At 57.5% G+C, this 15,739-nt stretch carries 16 protein-coding genes; 3 read left to right on the plus strand and 13 right to left on the minus strand.

Annotated elements, in window-relative coordinates:
- The first annotated feature begins 423 nt into the window (after positions 1–423).
- Positions 424–1,707 carry a citrate synthase gene (locus tag OJ965_RS15640; RefSeq protein WP_009091420.1) on the plus strand — a complete coding sequence of 428 codons (1,284 nt, stop codon included), beginning with the start codon at positions 424–426 and terminating at the stop codon, positions 1,705–1,707.
- A 258-nt stretch (positions 1,708–1,965) separates the two neighbouring features.
- On the opposite strand, the gene nei is transcribed toward OJ965_RS15640, so the two are convergent.
- The 11 genes from nei to OJ965_RS15695 all read right to left on the minus strand — a co-directional run bounded on the left by nei (position 1,966) and on the right by OJ965_RS15695 (position 11,283).
- Positions 1,966–2,754: an endonuclease VIII gene (gene nei / locus OJ965_RS15645; protein ID WP_265136924.1), complete on the minus strand. Its 789-nt coding sequence runs from the start codon at positions 2,752–2,754 to the stop codon at positions 1,966–1,968.
- An 11-nt stretch (positions 2,755–2,765) separates the two neighbouring features.
- Positions 2,766–3,413 carry a pyroglutamyl-peptidase I gene (pcp, locus tag OJ965_RS15650; RefSeq protein ID WP_265136926.1) on the minus strand — a complete coding sequence of 216 codons (648 nt, stop codon included), beginning with the start codon at positions 3,411–3,413 and terminating at the stop codon, positions 2,766–2,768.
- Positions 3,414–3,419: 6 nt separating this feature from the next.
- Positions 3,420–4,439 (minus strand): DUF979 domain-containing protein, encoded by a 1,020-nt coding sequence (locus OJ965_RS15655; protein WP_265139281.1) that lies wholly within the window; start codon positions 4,437–4,439, stop codon positions 3,420–3,422.
- On the minus strand, positions 4,436–5,164 hold the full coding sequence (locus tag OJ965_RS15660) for a DUF969 domain-containing protein (RefSeq protein WP_265136928.1): 729 nt from the start codon (positions 5,162–5,164) through the stop codon (positions 4,436–4,438). The genes OJ965_RS15655 and OJ965_RS15660 overlap by 4 nt, the downstream gene beginning before the upstream one ends.
- 50 nt (positions 5,165–5,214) lie before the next feature.
- Positions 5,215–5,952: a 5-oxoprolinase subunit PxpA gene (gene pxpA / locus OJ965_RS15665; protein WP_009091428.1), complete on the minus strand. Its 738-nt coding sequence runs from the start codon at positions 5,950–5,952 to the stop codon at positions 5,215–5,217.
- Complete coding sequence (gene pxpC, locus OJ965_RS15670; protein WP_265136929.1) at positions 5,942–6,871, minus strand: 5-oxoprolinase subunit PxpC; 930 nt, start codon at positions 6,869–6,871, stop codon at positions 5,942–5,944. The genes pxpA and pxpC overlap by 11 nt, the downstream gene beginning before the upstream one ends.
- Positions 6,865–7,521, minus strand: a complete 657-nt coding sequence (gene pxpB / locus OJ965_RS15675; RefSeq protein ID WP_111208935.1) for a 5-oxoprolinase subunit PxpB — start codon at positions 7,519–7,521, stop codon at positions 6,865–6,867. The genes pxpC and pxpB overlap by 7 nt, the downstream gene beginning before the upstream one ends.
- A 249-nt stretch (positions 7,522–7,770) precedes the next feature.
- A complete protein-coding gene (locus OJ965_RS15680) occupies positions 7,771–8,514 on the minus strand; it encodes a type 2 GTP cyclohydrolase I (protein ID WP_265136932.1) in 744 nt (247 codons plus the stop codon).
- Positions 8,515–8,532: 18 nt separating this feature from the next.
- Positions 8,533–9,957, minus strand: a complete 1,425-nt coding sequence (gene phrB / locus OJ965_RS15685; RefSeq protein ID WP_265136934.1) for a deoxyribodipyrimidine photo-lyase — start codon at positions 9,955–9,957, stop codon at positions 8,533–8,535.
- A 12-nt stretch (positions 9,958–9,969) separates the two neighbouring features.
- Complete coding sequence (locus OJ965_RS15690) at positions 9,970–10,929, minus strand: YbgA family protein (protein WP_009091437.1); 960 nt, start codon at positions 10,927–10,929, stop codon at positions 9,970–9,972.
- 153 nt (positions 10,930–11,082) lie between these two features.
- Complete coding sequence (locus tag OJ965_RS15695) at positions 11,083–11,283, minus strand: YbfA family protein (RefSeq protein ID WP_265136936.1); 201 nt, start codon at positions 11,281–11,283, stop codon at positions 11,083–11,085.
- Between the two features lie 258 nt (positions 11,284–11,541).
- On the opposite strand from OJ965_RS15695, the gene kdpE reads away from it, so the two are divergent.
- Complete coding sequence (gene kdpE, locus OJ965_RS15700) at positions 11,542–12,216, plus strand: two-component system response regulator KdpE (protein WP_140028221.1); 675 nt, start codon at positions 11,542–11,544, stop codon at positions 12,214–12,216.
- A 271-nt stretch (positions 12,217–12,487) separates the two neighbouring features.
- On the opposite strand, the gene pgm is transcribed toward kdpE, so the two are convergent.
- Together pgm and seqA are read right to left on the minus strand one after the other, a co-directional pair.
- Complete coding sequence (pgm, locus tag OJ965_RS15705; RefSeq protein ID WP_009091443.1) at positions 12,488–14,128, minus strand: phosphoglucomutase (alpha-D-glucose-1,6-bisphosphate-dependent); 1,641 nt, start codon at positions 14,126–14,128, stop codon at positions 12,488–12,490.
- A gap of 26 nt (positions 14,129–14,154) precedes the next feature.
- The gene (seqA, locus tag OJ965_RS15710; RefSeq protein ID WP_009091446.1) at positions 14,155–14,703 is read right to left on the minus strand and encodes a replication initiation negative regulator SeqA; all 549 of its coding nucleotides are present in this window, start codon (positions 14,701–14,703) and stop codon (positions 14,155–14,157) included.
- A gap of 250 nt (positions 14,704–14,953) precedes the next feature.
- Between seqA and ybfF the strand changes: the two genes are divergently transcribed.
- Complete coding sequence (gene ybfF / locus OJ965_RS15715; protein ID WP_009091448.1) at positions 14,954–15,718, plus strand: esterase; 765 nt, start codon at positions 14,954–14,956, stop codon at positions 15,716–15,718.
- Positions 15,719–15,739: the final 21 nt, after the last annotated feature.

Raw genomic sequence — 15,739 nt, forward strand, 5'->3', positions numbered from 1 at the left:
GTATATTTTAGGTAGAACAGTGATCATACTCACGATTTTCACAATTGATACAATTTTAATTATCTGATTTGACAATAGTTCAACAATTCAGTTACAAACTAAGCCTGTAAATTCCTATGATGCACAAAAGTTATGGGGATACACTTTCCCCTAAGCGCAAGTTATGTAACATTGCGATAATGAGCATTAAAAAGCATCAGGTTATTGGTTACCAAGAAGTTATGTCCTGACCGGATCTTTAACAACCGCGATATGCAGCATGTCCATGGCTCACAGGTTCCCGCTGGGAACGCGCCGCTCACTCTGTACCCTGCACCGGCCTGATCGCCGCAGAGTGATACTGTGTTGTTTTGCCAACCGCAACATGAACGCGTTTCAGGTGTCTAAAGATCCTTACCTACATAAGGCGCTATGGAGACGAAAATGACAGATAAAAAAGTAACGCTAACCCTGCAAGATGGAACATCTATTGAACTGGACGTGCTGAAAGGCTCGCTGGGCCAGGATGTGGTTGATGTCCGCTCTCTGGGTGCAAGTGGCCTGTTCACCTTCGATCCCGGTTTCACTTCTACAGCGTCCTGCGAATCGCAAATCACCTTCATTGATGGTGACGAAGGTATCCTGCTGCACCGTGGTTTCCCTATTTCTGAGCTGGCGACCCACTCTAACTATCTGGAAGTGTGCTACATCCTGCTGAATGGCGAAGCGCCGGATCAGAAGCAGTTTGATGAGTTCCGCACCACCGTTACCCGTCATACGATGATTCATGAGCAGATTACCCGTCTGTTCCACGGCTTCCGTCGTGACTCGCATCCGATGGCGGTGATGTGCGGTGTGACCGGTGCACTGGCGGCTTTTTACCACGATTCGCTGGATGTAAACATTGAGCGCCACCGCGAAATCGCGGCATTCCGTCTGCTCTCCAAGATGCCGACCATGGCAGCGATGTGTTACAAATATTCCATCGGCCAGCCATTTGTTTATCCGCGCAACGACCTCTCCTATGCCGGTAACTTCCTGCACATGATGTTCGCTACGCCATGCGAAGAGTACAAAGTTAACCCGGTGCTGGAACGCGCCATGGACCGTATTCTGATTCTGCATGCTGACCATGAGCAGAACGCCTCTACCTCAACAGTACGTACCGCCGGTTCAAGTGGTGCGAACCCGTTTGCCTGTATCGCCGCCGGGATCGCCTCCCTGTGGGGACCGGCGCACGGCGGTGCAAACGAAGCGACACTGCGTATGCTGGAAGAGATCAGCAGCGTTGAGCACATTCCTGAGTTCGTTAAACGTGCCAAGGATAAGAATGACTCCTTCCGCTTGATGGGCTTTGGTCATCGCGTTTACAAAAACTACGATCCACGCGCGACCGTGATGCGTGATACCTGCCATGAAGTCCTGAATGAGCTGGGTATGAAAGATGACCTGCTGGAAGTGGCGATGGAGCTGGAACACATCGCGCTGAACGACCCGTACTTCATCGAGCGTAAGCTCTATCCTAACGTCGACTTCTACTCCGGTATTATTCTGAAAGCGATGGGGATTCCTTCCTCCATGTTTACGGTGATCTTCGCGATGGCCCGTACCGTTGGCTGGATTGCACACTGGAAAGAGATGCACGATGAAGGCATGAAGATTGCCCGTCCGCGTCAGCTGTACACCGGTTACACTGAGCGTGAATTCAGCTCTAAGCTGGAGAAGTAAGTTCGTGATGGCGGGGAGCGATCCCCGCCCCGGCCAGTTGAGAAGCCTGCATAGAGGTGAATCTGGCCGCCACGAATAAGTTCAATGCGCAGGTAACACGGTCAGAAGAGGAAAGCGTCCCGCGCCAGGGATGGCGCGGGCCGAGCATGTCAGGGATGACGGCTTTTGCGTCTTTCCGATCTGACCGTGTTTCCTGAGCAGGCTCGGTCTTATAGCAGCCTGTTTCTGCCCTCGCCCGCTTTTCACTTAATCCTCTCTCTACCTCTGACAGCCCGGACACCAGTAAAAAGGCCGCGATGAGAGCGTGCCCTTCTCTATGGTTGTGCCACAGCGCCGGCACGTCTTGCCCTGGCGGTGAAACACCTCAAACTGAAAGGCCGCTTCCTCATGATATTTCTTCATGGTTCCGCGCATCCGGTAGGCGTGACGCGGTACCGACAGCAGTGCTTCGCTGAATGCAGTCAGCTGATCGTCGCTCAGCTCCTGAGCCTTATGGTGAGGCAGCAGCTGTGCCAGCCAGAGGATTTCAGCGCGCAGGTAGTTGCCCAGCCCGGCCAGAAACGCCTGATCCAGCAGCAGCCCGCTGAACTGGCGTCGCCGGAAGCGGGGTGAGAGCAACCGTTCCCTGACCTCATCCACCGTCACACCGCTACTCAGCACATCCGGTCCGATACGATTCAGGAACGGGTGGGCCGCCAGCGTATCTGCGTTGAGCAGTTCAATGTCGGAGGCGCTGTAGAGCAGAATCGCTTTGCCCGCCGTCGCCAGCCGCACCCGCAGCTGACGTGTGGTGTTAAGTTCGGTGTCGGGTTTGACGATGCGCCAGACGCCGTAGAGCTGGTTGTGACTGTAGAGCGTCAGGCCATTGCTGAAGTGCGTCAGCAACGCCTTTCCGCGCGTCTCAATCGCCTGCACCTGCTCGCCAATCAGGGCCGGTTCGTAGGTTTTCAGCTGAGGAAATGCAAACCACGCCTCTGTCAGCGGCTGCCCCACAATCGCGAATTCAAGTTTATCCGCCACACGGCGGATTTCCGGTCCTTCAGGCATCCTTCATCCTCTTAATGGGTGGCTCCGCCCACCTGTTTTATGTCGTCACCGGTTTCCAGCGTCACCTGCACCGAAATTTCCAGCGCCCTGATAATCGTTGCGACCGCCATGCTCGGCACACCGGGATGCTGCGCCGCCTGCTCGGGCAGATAAGGGATATGGATAAAACCACCCCGCGCCGGGCGCTCCTGCTGCGCCAGCCAGTGCAGCAGGCCATACATCACCCGGTTGCAGGTAAAGGTGCCGGCGGTTTGTGAAACCGACGCGGGAATGCCCGCTTCGCGCACGGCCGCAACAATCGCTTTGATCGGCAGGCGGGAAAAGTAGGCTGCCGGGCCGCCCGCGACCACGGGCTCATCCACCGGCTGATGACCGGCGTTGTCCGGGATACGGGCGTCATCCACATTAATGCCGATGCGTTCAACACTGATATCGCTGCGGCCCCCCGCCTGCCCCACGGACAGAATGAGATCCGGTTTAACCTCATCCAGTGCCTGATAGAGCACCGTCAGCACATCGCGGAAGACGACAGGTAACTGGCGGATAACGATGGTGGCGTCACCGATCTGTTTGCCCTCCAGTGCGCGGACCGCTTCCCATGACGGGTTAATCGTTTCACCGCCAAAGGGTTCAAAGGCGGTCATCAGAACAGTTTTCATGCGGCCTCACAAAAACATCAGGAAATAGAGCAGGAAAATGTTAACAATTAACAGTAGCACACCGGTTGGAATCTGAGCCCTGATCACCGCGTTACGGTCCGGCAGTTCCAGCAGCGCGGCCGGGACGATATTGAAGTTGGCCGCCATCGGCGTCATCAGGGTGCCGCAGTAGCCGGAGAACATGCCAATCGCGGCCATCACCGCCGGATTACCACCGTGCTGCAGCACTAAGATCGGGATGCCGACGCCTGCGGTAATAATCGGAAACGCGGCAAAAGCGTTACCCATGATCATGGTCAACAGCGCCATCCCGACGGCATAAACGGTGACCGCGACAAAGCGGTTGTCTACCGCCAGCCAGGTCTCAGTCAGATGCGAAATCGCACCGCCCACGCCCGCACTGGTAAAGAGCAGTCCCAGGGTGGCGAGAATTTGCGGCAGAATAAAGGCCCAGCCAACCGAATCCAGCAGACGGCGGGTCTCCTGCATCGACTGCACCGGTGTTTCATGGGTCAGTTTTAACGCCACCAGCCAGCCGATCAGACAGCCCACCATCATGGAGAAGAGCGTCACCAGCGTGGCGTGGTTGCCGGGTCCGAAAACCGCATCCTGCAGACCGGGAATATGGTTAAACGCCAGCACACCGATCACAGTCACGACCGGGATCGCCAGCGCGGGCAGAAACAGTTTATTGCCCAGACGCCCTGCGCTGGCCTGCTTCTCTTCATCACTGCGCTGATGATAACGACCCAGCCGGACACCCCCGAAACCGGCGATCAATGCCATCACGACCACAATGACACCGATGGTGATGTGCAGCATTCGGGTGCCCGCGGCATCCGAGCCCATCAGGCTGCTCATCATCTGCGTCGTCCAGTCCCCCACCAGAAATACCAGGCCATACAACGCCCAGAAGAGTCCGGTGGTAAAACGGCGCGGATTTGCGCTGTCGCGCCAGGAGAGAATCGCGACCACCAGCAGAATAACGCCCGCCAGCCACATCAGATATTGTTGCTGGAACATTATTCACCTCTCCGGGCTTTCAGCGCCTGGTTGTTCAGCTGCTGCAGTTCCCGCGCCAGCTGACGATCCAGACGCATCAGACGCGCCGAGTGGATCAGAAAGGCGGCAAGCGCGGTCGGAATGCCCCATAACGCAATGTGCAGTGGTTCGGTCTGAATCCCGGCCGACTCCTGCATAAAGTTATGCATAAAGATAATCGCGCCAAATGCCACGAAGATATCCTCACCAAAGAAGAGGCCGACATTATCGGTGGCCGCAGACATGGCGCGCAGCCGGTAGCGCAGTTCAGGTGTGATCTCACCATAGCGGTTTTCCGTTGCCCCTTCTGCCATCGGGGCCAGCAACGGACGTACCATCTGCGGATGGCCACCCAGGCTGGTTAATCCCAGCGCGGCGGTGATTTCACGGACAAACAGATAGACGATCAGCAGACGTCCGGCGGTGGCCGTTTTTATCTGTGCGATCCACGCCTGTGCCCGCTCCTTCAGCCCGTGACGCTCCAGCAGGCCAATGACCGCCAGCGGCAGCAGCAGAATCAGCGGCAGATTACGGGTGTTCAGAAAACCCGCGCCGAGCTTTTCCAGAATGTCCGCCAGCGGCATCATCGCCGCCAGACCGGTGACGAATCCGGCGACGATCACGACCAGCACCGGATTGAAACGTAACACGAAGCCGATAACGATGGCGGCAATGCCCAGTAACGGCCAGAGATTGACTGCACTTTCCATGGTTTTTCCTCAGAGTTGAAAAACCCGGCATAAGCCGGGCTAAATGTTATTCAGGCGCTGGTAACCGCAATCTGCTGAGCGGCGAAGGCATCACGCAACCGCCGGGCAAACTGCAGCGCGTGTGCGCCGTCGCCATGTAAGCAGACGGTCTGCGCATTCACCGCGACCCATTCACCACTGATACTTCTGACTTTGCCCTGCCGGACCATCGTCAGCGTCTGATCAATGGCCTGCTGTTCATCCTCAATCAGTGCGCCCGGTTCGCTGCGCGGCACCAGTGCCCCGCTGCTCAGGTAACCCCGGTCAGCAAAAACCTCTTCCCGGGTGCGTAAGCCGTAGTGCGCCGCGGCGCGGATCGATTCGCTGCCAGCCAGCCCAGTCACGATCAGCTGGCTGTCAACCGCCCTGATGGCGCGGGCGATGGTGTCAGCCAGCACCGGATCGGCTGCGGCCTGGTTGTAGAGCATGCCGTGCGGTTTGACGTGGACCAGCCGCGCCCCTTCACTTTCCGCCAGGCTTTTCAGCGCGCCAATCTGGTAGATCATCTGGGCGTAAAGCGTCTCCGGCGGCAGCTGCATGGCGCGTCGGCCAAAGTTTTCCCGGTCGGGAAACGAGGGATGCGCGCCGATGGCCACGCCCGATGCCTGCGCCCAGCGCACCGACTGCAGCATGGTCTGCGCGTCACCCGCATGGAAGCCACAGGCGATGTTGGCAGAAGTGACCAGTTGCAGCAGTGCCTCATCGCTGGCGCAGCCCTCACCGAGATCGGCATTTAAATCAATCTTCATTAAGCCCCCACATCATCTGATCCAGTGCGCGTTGCTGATGCTGGCGCGCCAGCATCGCCTCCGGCAGGGTGCAGTGAATAAAGTGAACAGGTTCACCCAGACGGATTTGCGCCAGGTGATAGAGATCGGCTTCGATAACCGAGGCGATGCGTGGATAGCCACCGGTAGTCTGGGCATCCGCCATCAGCACGATGGGCTGTCCGCTGGGTGGCACCTGAATCACGCCAGGCATGACGCCGTGTGACAGCAGTTCACGCGGATTTTCACGACTGAGTTGCCGCCCCTCCAGCCGGTAGCCCATCCGGTTACTTTGCGGGCTGAGTTTCCAGGCGGTGCGCCAGAAGGCCTGCTGCGCGTCGCGGCTGAATTCGTGGTACTCCGGACCGGGCAGCGCACGAATCCGGTTGCCCCACAGCAGTTGCCGCACCCCGGCTTTGCGGTCGAACGTCCGGGTCGGTTTGCCCAGCGGCAGGCGATCGCCATCCTGCAAGATTCGCCCTTCGAAGCCGCCAAAACCCGCTTTGAGATCGGTGCTGAGCGAGCCGAGCATCTCCGGCAGATCAAAGCCGCCCTGCACCGCCAGATAGCTGCGCATGCCGCGCTTCGGCATTGCCAGCGAGAGTACCTGCCCTTTTTTTACTGCGGTGCGCCAGCCTGTCCAGACCGGCTGACCATCCAGCTCCGCCTGACAGCCCGCCCCCGTCAGCGCAAACCAGCCATTGCGGGTAAACTCCGCTTTAAACTGGCCCAGCACGATCTCCAGCACCGCGCTGTGGGGCGCATTGCCCACCAGCACGTTGGCAGTAAACATAGCGGGATAGTCGAGCACGCCGCCGGGGCTGATGCCATACTGCCGCCAGCCAGCGCGACCGGCATCCTGAATGGTGGTGGCCAGTCCGGCTCGCAGAATGTTTAACATACGCCCTCCTGTTGCGGCACAAAGCGCACGCGGTCGCCGGGACGCAGCAACACAGGCGGTTGCTGGCGCGGATCGAACAGCGCGGTGGAGGTATGTCCGATCAGCTGCCAGCCACCGGGCGAGGCCAGCGGATAGATGCCAGTCTGGCTGCCACCGATGCCGACCGATCCGGCGGGCACCGCGACTCTGGGTTCAGCACGGCGAGGCGTGTGCAGACGGGAATCGAGTCCGCCGAGATAGGGGAAACCGGGCTGGAAGCCGATAAAAAACACCACATATTCGCTGCTGCTGTGCAGCTCAACTACCTGACGGGGCGTCAGTCCGGCATGTTCCGCCACTACGGTCAGATCGGGGCCAGAGGAGCCGCCATAGATCACCGGGATCGACACCTCCCGCGACGCGGGAAATTCCGCCTCACTCTCCTCCCACCAGCGCTGAAGACGCTCTATCGCATCCAGCGCATTCTGCTGGGGATCGCGCAGGATCAGGGTGATGTTGTTCATGCCAGGGATCACTTCCTGCACGCTCTCATGATCGCGCAGCCGCTGATTGAGTCCCCAGATGCGTTGCTGGCTCTCCAGTGAAACCGGCGGTTCCAGCTCCAGCACGACAGCGCGTTCCCCTGATAAATAACACCGTGCTCGTTGCAACCGCTACCTCCCGCTCAGTTGAGATCGCGCCTGACCGTGCCGCCAAAAGCAGCGGTTCGGCCAGTGCCTTATCTACATAAAGCAAACAGTTATGCGAAAGTGACAGGAAGATGTCAATCAATAAGCTCCGCTGCAGGCGCGCAGCAGCGTGGGTTCTCATCGAAGAATAAGGGCCTGCGCAGGCGTGCAGCAGCAGGAATAGCGTCAGGAAATAAGGCCCTGCGCAGGTGCGCAGGACCGGGAAGGGCATCAGGCAGGGTTAGGAATATCGATGAAGGTTACGTCCAGATTGTGGTGCTGCGCCAGCCACTCGCCCAGCGCTTTTGCGCCGCCCCGCTCGGTAGCATGGTGCCCTGCGGCAAAGAAGTGCAGCCCCTGCTCACGCGCACTGTGGATGGTCTGTTCAGAAACTTCACCGGTAAGGTAAGCATCGACGCCTGCGGCCGCAGCCTGGTCGATAAAGCCCTGCCCGCCTCCGCTGCACCAGGCAACACGGCGAATCAGGGCCGGCGCGTTGTCACCGCAATGCAGCGGCTGGCGTCCCAGCCGCTCCCCGATTCGGCTGGCCAGCTGTTCGCCGGAGAGCGGCTCTGCCAGTTCGCCATGGAAAACGAGCGGCATCACTTCACCCCGGATCTCAATATCCAGCAGTTTTGCCAGCTGCGCGTTGTTGCCCAGTTCCGGGTGCGCATCAAGCGGCAGGTGCCAGCCGTAGAGATTGATATCATTCGCCAGCAGGGTCCGCAGACGGCGGCGCTTCATCCCTTTAATCGCGGCCGGTTCGCTTTTCCAGAAATAACCGTGATGGACGATTATCGCATCGGCCTCGCGGGCGACTGCCTCATCCAGCAATGCCTGACAGGCAGTGACACCGGTGATAACCCGCTTAACCTCACTGCGTCCCTCAACCTGTAAACCGTTGGGGGCATAATCGCTGAAGGTATGGCTGTTGAGATGCTGATTAATCAGCGCCTCCAGTTCGTAATGATTCATTCAGGCTCCTGCGAGGCCTCAGGCGGCGCTTTTGGCGCGCTCAAAGGCGTCTAATGTCTTTTTACGTGCGGCCTTATGATCCACGATTGGCGCCGGATAATCGAGTTTCTTATGATGCTTCTCCGCCCAGCGGTGCGGCTGGTGAATATCGCTGTCGGGGACATCGGCCAGTTCCGGCAGATAGTGGCGGATAAAATCGCCCTGCGGATCGAAGCGCTCGCCCTGGGTCGTCGGGTTAAAGATGCGGAAATAGGGTGCGGCGTCCGTCCCGGTTGACGCGGCCCACTGCCAGCCGCCATTGTTCGCCGCCAGATCGCCATCAATCAACTGCTGCATAAAATAGCGCTCCCCTTCGCGCCAGTCGATCAGCAGATCTTTCACCAGAAAGCTGGCGGTGATCATGCGTAACCGGTTATGCATCCAGCCCATCTCCTTCATCTGCCGCATCGCAGCGTCAACGATCGGAAAGCCCGTTTTTCCCGCTTTCCAGGCGTCGAAATGGGCCTCATTGCGCTGCCATTCCACCCGGTGCGTCCAGTCAACAAAGGGCTTATGGCGGCACAGGGAGGGATAGGCGACCAGCAGATGCCGGTAAAATTCACGCCAGATGAGTTCATTCAGCCAGGTAAATGCGCGGCTGTTGTCCAGCGCATCGGGATGTTCATGCAGGACACGATGCAGACACTGGCGGGGCGACAGCACGCCTGTTGCCAGATAAACCGACAGACGGCTGGTCGCATCCAGCGCAGGCAGATCGCGTTTATCGGGATAGTCCAGCACCGGCTGTTTAGCGAAGTGGCGCAGACGCTTCAGCGCCGCGGTTTCGCCTGGCGGAAAAAGATCCCGGTCAAACTCGCCTTTGGGGTAGTCAAATGCAGGAATCGCCTGGGTCTTCAGCGGTGCGCCTTCACGCGCTTTTGGCGCAGGGACGCACTCCGGCAACCCCTGCTGAAGACGTCGGACAAAGGCTTTGCTGAAGGGCGTGAACACCTTATACATGGAGCGGTCGCCGCTCTGTACGCTACCGGGTGCCAGCAGCAGGCTGTCATCAAATCCCTGACAGATAACCCCCGCTTTGTCGAGACGCTTTTCAGCTTCTGCATCACGCTGACGCTCATTGACCTCATACTGATAGTTATAGAAAAGCTGGTCGACCTTCTGCTTTTCACAAAACGCTGCCAGAGCATCAATGCTGTCGCTGAAGGCGTTACACGCCTGATAGTGCAGTCTGATGCCCCGCTCTGCCAGCGCATCCTGCACTTCCAGCAGGCTGGCGTGGATAAAGGCAGCCTGTTTAGGTGACATCTCATGCTGTTGCCACTGTTCCGGCGTCGCCAGGAAGAGCGCAATGACGTTCGCCTTGCTGTCGCGACAGGCGGCGTGCAGCGCCAGATTATCGTTGATGCGTAAATCGTTACGCAGCCAGACCAGATGGGTGGTCATACGCCTCCTGAATTACTGTCCGTAGCGTAAGCACAAGGCTTCGGGATAGGGGTCAAAATAACGTTGCTGAGCCAGCCACGGATGCGGGAACTCCGCCATGTAGTGCTTGAGGATGGTGATCGGCACCAGCAGCGGCTGCGTCCCCTGGCGATAGCGATCAATCAGCGTGGCCAGCTCCTGACGCTGTGGCGAGCTGAGCTGACGGCGGAAATAGCCCTGCACGTGCATCAGGACATTGGTGTGATTGCGGCGTGACGCGGGACGAGACATCAGCGCCATCATTCGGTTGCGGTATTCAAACGCAAAGGCGTCCAGCGAATCCCACTGGCTCATGGAAGCGACAAAAGGTCCCAGCTCGCGATATTTCTCCTGCGAGTGCGCCAGCATCATCAGCTTGTAACGGCTGTGGAAGGCGATCAGCCCGTGGCGGGTCAGTCCCTGTTGCCACATCTGATTAAACTCATGCAGCGCGCAGATGCGGCCGATAAAGTTTTCACGCAGCGCCGGATCGTGCAGGCGACCATCTTCTTCCAGCGGCAGCCAGGGCATTTCGCGCTGCAGAAATTCAGCGAAGATGCCGGTGCCGACTTTGCGGTTGTTGTTGGTGTCAGGTTCATAGACCCGTACACGCTCCATGCCACAGCTGGGGGATTTGGCGCACAGGATGTAGCCCGAAAGATGATGCAGCGATTTTACCCGCTCTGCTGACCAGTCACGCATCTGGCGGGTGACTTCTTCCCCGCCATCTTTGCTGAAGCAGAGGTGCAAGTCATCATCATCGCCCTGCTTCACCAGCCGTAATGCCGGACGCGGTGTAGGCAAACCGATTGCCATTTCAGGACAGATCGGCTCAAAACGGACAAAGGGCGTAAGATCCTGGGTCGCAAAAGTAAGACGCTTATGGCCACCATCAAACCTGACGCTATCGCCGAGCAGGCATGCACTGATTCCAACGGGGATTTTATTGCTCATACTTGTACAACCTCTGAAATCTTGTAGAGGTTTAAGTGTAGCGTAAAATGGTCAGGAAGACAGCGTTAAAGCAACAGGTTGCTCTCATTATTGTAGAAAAAAAGTAAAAAAAAGCCCGGTCTGCTGACCGGGCCTGTTTGCTGACAGGAGGCTTTACCAGAAGACGCCGCCTGCCGCTTCTGACTGGGCCAGCCAGACCGGTTTGGCGCTGGTTTTACACCAGATGCGGTGCAGATAGCTGTAGAAACGGGCGCGATCCTGGCGAAAAAGCATGACAGGAAGCGCCATAACGCCGAGAAGAACTACCAGCGTGCGGCGTGCAACAATTTTGTAGCGTGGATAAGCCTGATACATGGTTTTTCCTCCCGGCGAGCGAAACGGTGCGAATGTGATCTGTGTCTGACTTTACGCCAGATTGTGTAATTTTACTACTCGTCTGACCACTTAATTACCGCTATTTTTGCTGTTTAAGAATCAGCCTGTAATTAAGTTATACAAAGGTTATCGCAAGGTTATTGAAGAGTTGAAAGTGGCCGAACGATGAAGCCGCCGGACGGCAGCCAGAAATATTGATAAAGTAGCGCTTCGGCACCCCGTTAAGGCAGGTATTGCGTGACCACGGTTTTGATCGTTGAAGATGAAAAAGAGATCCGTCGCTTTGTCCGGCTCGCACTGGAGAGTGAAGCCCTTAAAGTTTTTGATGCAGATACGCTGCAGCGCGGACTGATTGAGGCGGCGACCCGTAAACCCGATCTGGTTATCTTGGATCTGGGCCTGCCGGATGGGGATGGCACCGATTTTATCCGCGATCTGCGCCAGTGGAGCGCCATGCCGGTGATTGTGTTATCCGCGCGCAGTGATGAGCAGGATAAGATCGCGGCACTGGATGCCGGTGCGGATGACTATCTGACCAAACCCTTTGGCATCGGCGAACTGATGGCGCGCGTGCGGGTTGCGCTGCGCCGTCATAGCAGCCAGCAGCCCGACGCCCGGGTTCATTTTGCCGATGTCAGTGTCGATTTTGCCGCACGACGGGTGCAGCGCGGCGACACTGAAGTTCACCTCACTCCTATTGAATTTCGCCTGCTGAGTATTCTGCTGAACAATGCCGGGAAGGTGCTGACACAGCGGCAACTGCTGAGCCAGGTCTGGGGACCGAATGCGGTGGAGCACAGCCACTATCTGCGTATCTATATGGGACATCTGCGTCAGAAGCTGGAAGCCAACCCGACACAGCCTGCCCATCTGCTGACAGAAACCGGCATCGGCTACCGTTTTATGCCATGAAAAAAGGCGCCAGAGGCGCCTGCAGAAAGCAGACAAAGCCCAGGTCGGATCAATCTGACCGCAATACTCAGGCTCAAGGCGCAGGGAACACGGACAGAAGAGGAAAGCGTCCCGCGCCAGGGATGGCGCGGGCCGAGCCTGTCATGGATGACGGCTTTTGCGTCTTTCCGATCTGTCCGTGTTCCCTGAGCTGCACGGCCTCACAGCAATGAGAACCGCGCCTTGTCACTTACTCTGAGGCACCCACGGCGCCTTTTCATTGCCCGACGGATCAGGCGTTTTTCAGCACTTCGCTGACAATCTCTACTGCTTCTTTCTCGATCTGCGCGCGGTGTTCTGCGCCCAGGAAGCTTTCACAGTAAATCTTGTAGGCGTCTTCAGTGCCTGACGGACGGGCCGCAAACCAGCCGTTCTCCGTCATCACTTTCAGACCGCCAATGGATGCGCCATTGCCCGGTGCTGCCGTCAGGCGAGCGGTGATCGGGTCACCTGCCAGCGTATCCGCGCTGACCATCTCAGGAGAGAGCTTCGACAGCGCCGCTTTCTGCGCGGAAGTCGCTGATGCCTGCAGACGGTTGTAGCTCGGCGCACCAAAGCGTGCAGCCAGCTCATCGTAATGCTGCTGAGGGTTTTTACCGGTCACGGCAGTAATCTCAGCCGCCAGCAGACACATGATGATGCCATCTTTGTCCGTTGACCACGGCGTACCATCGAAACGCAGGAATGAGGCACCCGCGCTCTCTTCGCCACCGAAGCCGAAGCTGCCGTCATACAGACCATCAACAAACCACTTGAAGCCGACCGGCACTTCCACCAGCTTGCGACCAATGTCATTAACCACACGGTCAATCATGGCGCTGGAAACCAGCGTTTTGCCGACGGCAACGTCCTGGCCCCACTGCGGACGATGCTGGAACAGGTAGTTAATCGCCACAGCCAGATAGTGGTTGGGATTCATCAGACCCGCCGGGGTCACAATGCCGTGACGGTCATAATCGGGATCGTTACCGAATGCCAGATCAAACTTGTCGCGGTAAGCCAGCAGGCCTGCCATGGCGCTTTCAGACGAGCAGTCCATGCGCACCACGCCATCTTTATCCAGATGCATAAAGCGGAAAGTCTGATCGACCGCGTCATTGACTAGCGTCAGATCCAGCTTGTAGTGTTCCGCAATGCGCTGCCAGTAGGCGATACCTGAACCACCAAGCGGATCAACGCCCAGCTTCAGGCCCGCTTTCTGGATAGCCGGGAAATCGATAATTTCGGCCAGGCCTTCAACGTAAGGCTGAATCAAATCTTTCTCGACCACATGACCGCTGGCCAGTGCCTGCTCCAGTGGCAGACGCTTAACCTCTTTCAGGCCATCTTTGATCAGCTGATTAGCGCGATCTTCCACCACTTTGGTGACGTTGGTATCAGCCGGTCCGCCATTCGGTGGGTTGTACTTGATGCCGCCATCTTCCGGTGGGTTATGGGACGGCGTAATCACGATGCCGTCAGCCAGCGGGCCACCCGATTTGTTGTGCTCAAGGATCGCATTTGAGATGGCAGGGGTCGGCGTATAGCCATTGTCCTGCTGCACAATCACGTCAACGCCATTCGCTGCCAGCACTTCCAGCACCGACAGGATTGCCGGCTCAGAGAGCGCGTGCGTATCTTTGCCGACGTAGCAAGGCCCGGTGATGCCGTTCTTTTTACGCTCTTCCGCAATCGCCTGTGCAATCGCCAGAATGTGCATCTCGTTGAAGCTTTGACGCCCTGCACTGCCGCGATGGCCAGAGGTGCCAAATTTCACCGCATGTTCCGGGTTCGCCACATCGGGCTGCAGGACATAATATTGTGACGTTAATTGTGCAACGTTAATCAAATCGCTCTGCTGGGCGGGTTGCCCGGCACGTGGGTGATTGGCCATCGGCGCTGCTCCCTGACGCTTAAGTTTTAGATGGTGCCGCAAACTTTTTCGGTGAGTTCCGCAGGGAACTGCATCGACAGCATGATGTGTTCGATCATGCTGCATTTACGGCCGGTATTGGTGTTGGTGATCACCCAGTACGGCGTGCCGGGCACATGCTTCGGCTTAGTATGGGTGCCATTCTGCAACAGCGTATGCTCATCACCTGCAAAGTAGACGCGGGTGCGGCCCTGCAGCGATGCAGTGGCCTCAGCAAAGGCTGCGGTATCAAGACGATAGAGCGTTGACAAAACGAGCATAAAGCGATTGACCGCCCGCTTCTGCTCCGCATATTCATCGGAGAGCAGCAGCTCACGCATCGCGCGCACACGGTCCTGCGGGCGCGAACCCACAGGCGCAGACGGCGCCTCTTTCGCTGCATCTTTTGAGGCAGGCTGAGCCGGCGAAGCGGGTGCCGTCTGACCGGCCGTAAACTTCAGCATACGACGCAGAATGTCAGATGCGCTTTCACCAATGTGCTGCGTGTGGCTGGCAATATAACGGTAGAGCTCTTCGTCAACTTCGATCGTTTTCATCTTATTCCGTACGGTTCTTTCTCATGACAGAACCACCTCTTTCCTGAAAAGCCCTGAGTATAGTCAGACAATTCAACGGATGTGCGGGTTCTAACATGAGGATTATAAAGTTAAATTCAGGCGGGTTGTTAGCAATCAAACGGTTTACGGGCAAAAGTCAGAATATGTCCTAATGCCGCCGGAACCGGCGCGCCTGAAAAGGTGAAACCATGATAACCTAAGCTCAGGTCTCAAACTTAAGAACTTTGCTATGATTTTGAACGCCCGTCTGCAAACTGAACAATCCCCTGCTGATTCTCTGCCCATCCTGCTTATTCACGGTCTGTTTGGCAGTCTGGATAACCTCGGCGTGCTGGCCCGTGGCCTGAAAGATGCCGGGCCGCTGCTGCAGGTGGATGTCCGTAACCATGGACTCTCGCCGCGATCGGAGGAGATGAACTACGCTGTAATGGCGCAGGATATGGTCGATACGCTGGATGCGCACGGCATCGATCGCGTCGCGGTCATCGGTCATTCGATGGGCGGTAAAATCGCCATGACCATGAGCGCGCTGGTGCCGGATCGCATTGAGCGGCTGGTGATGATCGATATCGCGCCGGTCGATTATCAGACCCGGCGTCACGACCTGATCTTTGCCGGTATTCGCGCCGTCTCAGAGGCGGGCGTGACGCTGCGCAGCGAGGCGGCCCGCATTATGCGGCCGGTGATTGAAGAAGAAGGGGTCATTCAGTTCCTGCTGAAGTCATTTCATGACGGGCAATGGCGCTTTAACGTGCCGGTGCTGTGGGATAACTACCCTACCCTTTCTGGCTGGCAGCCTGTTCCCGCCTGGCCTCATCCGGCTCTCTTTATCCGCGGCGGCGACTCCAGTTACCTGGATAACCGCTATCGCGATGCGTTACTTCAGCAGTTCCCGGCGGCGCAGGCCCACGTGATCGGCGGTGCGGGCCACTGGGTCCATGCTGAGAAGCCCGATGCCGTTTTGCGCAGTGTGCGGCGCTTTTTTGCGCTTTAAAAGCAAATAGATGGCAGTAAA

It is taken from the genome of Pantoea anthophila (assembly GCF_026104315.1).
GTDB lineage: Bacteria > Pseudomonadota > Gammaproteobacteria > Enterobacterales > Enterobacteriaceae > Pantoea > Pantoea anthophila.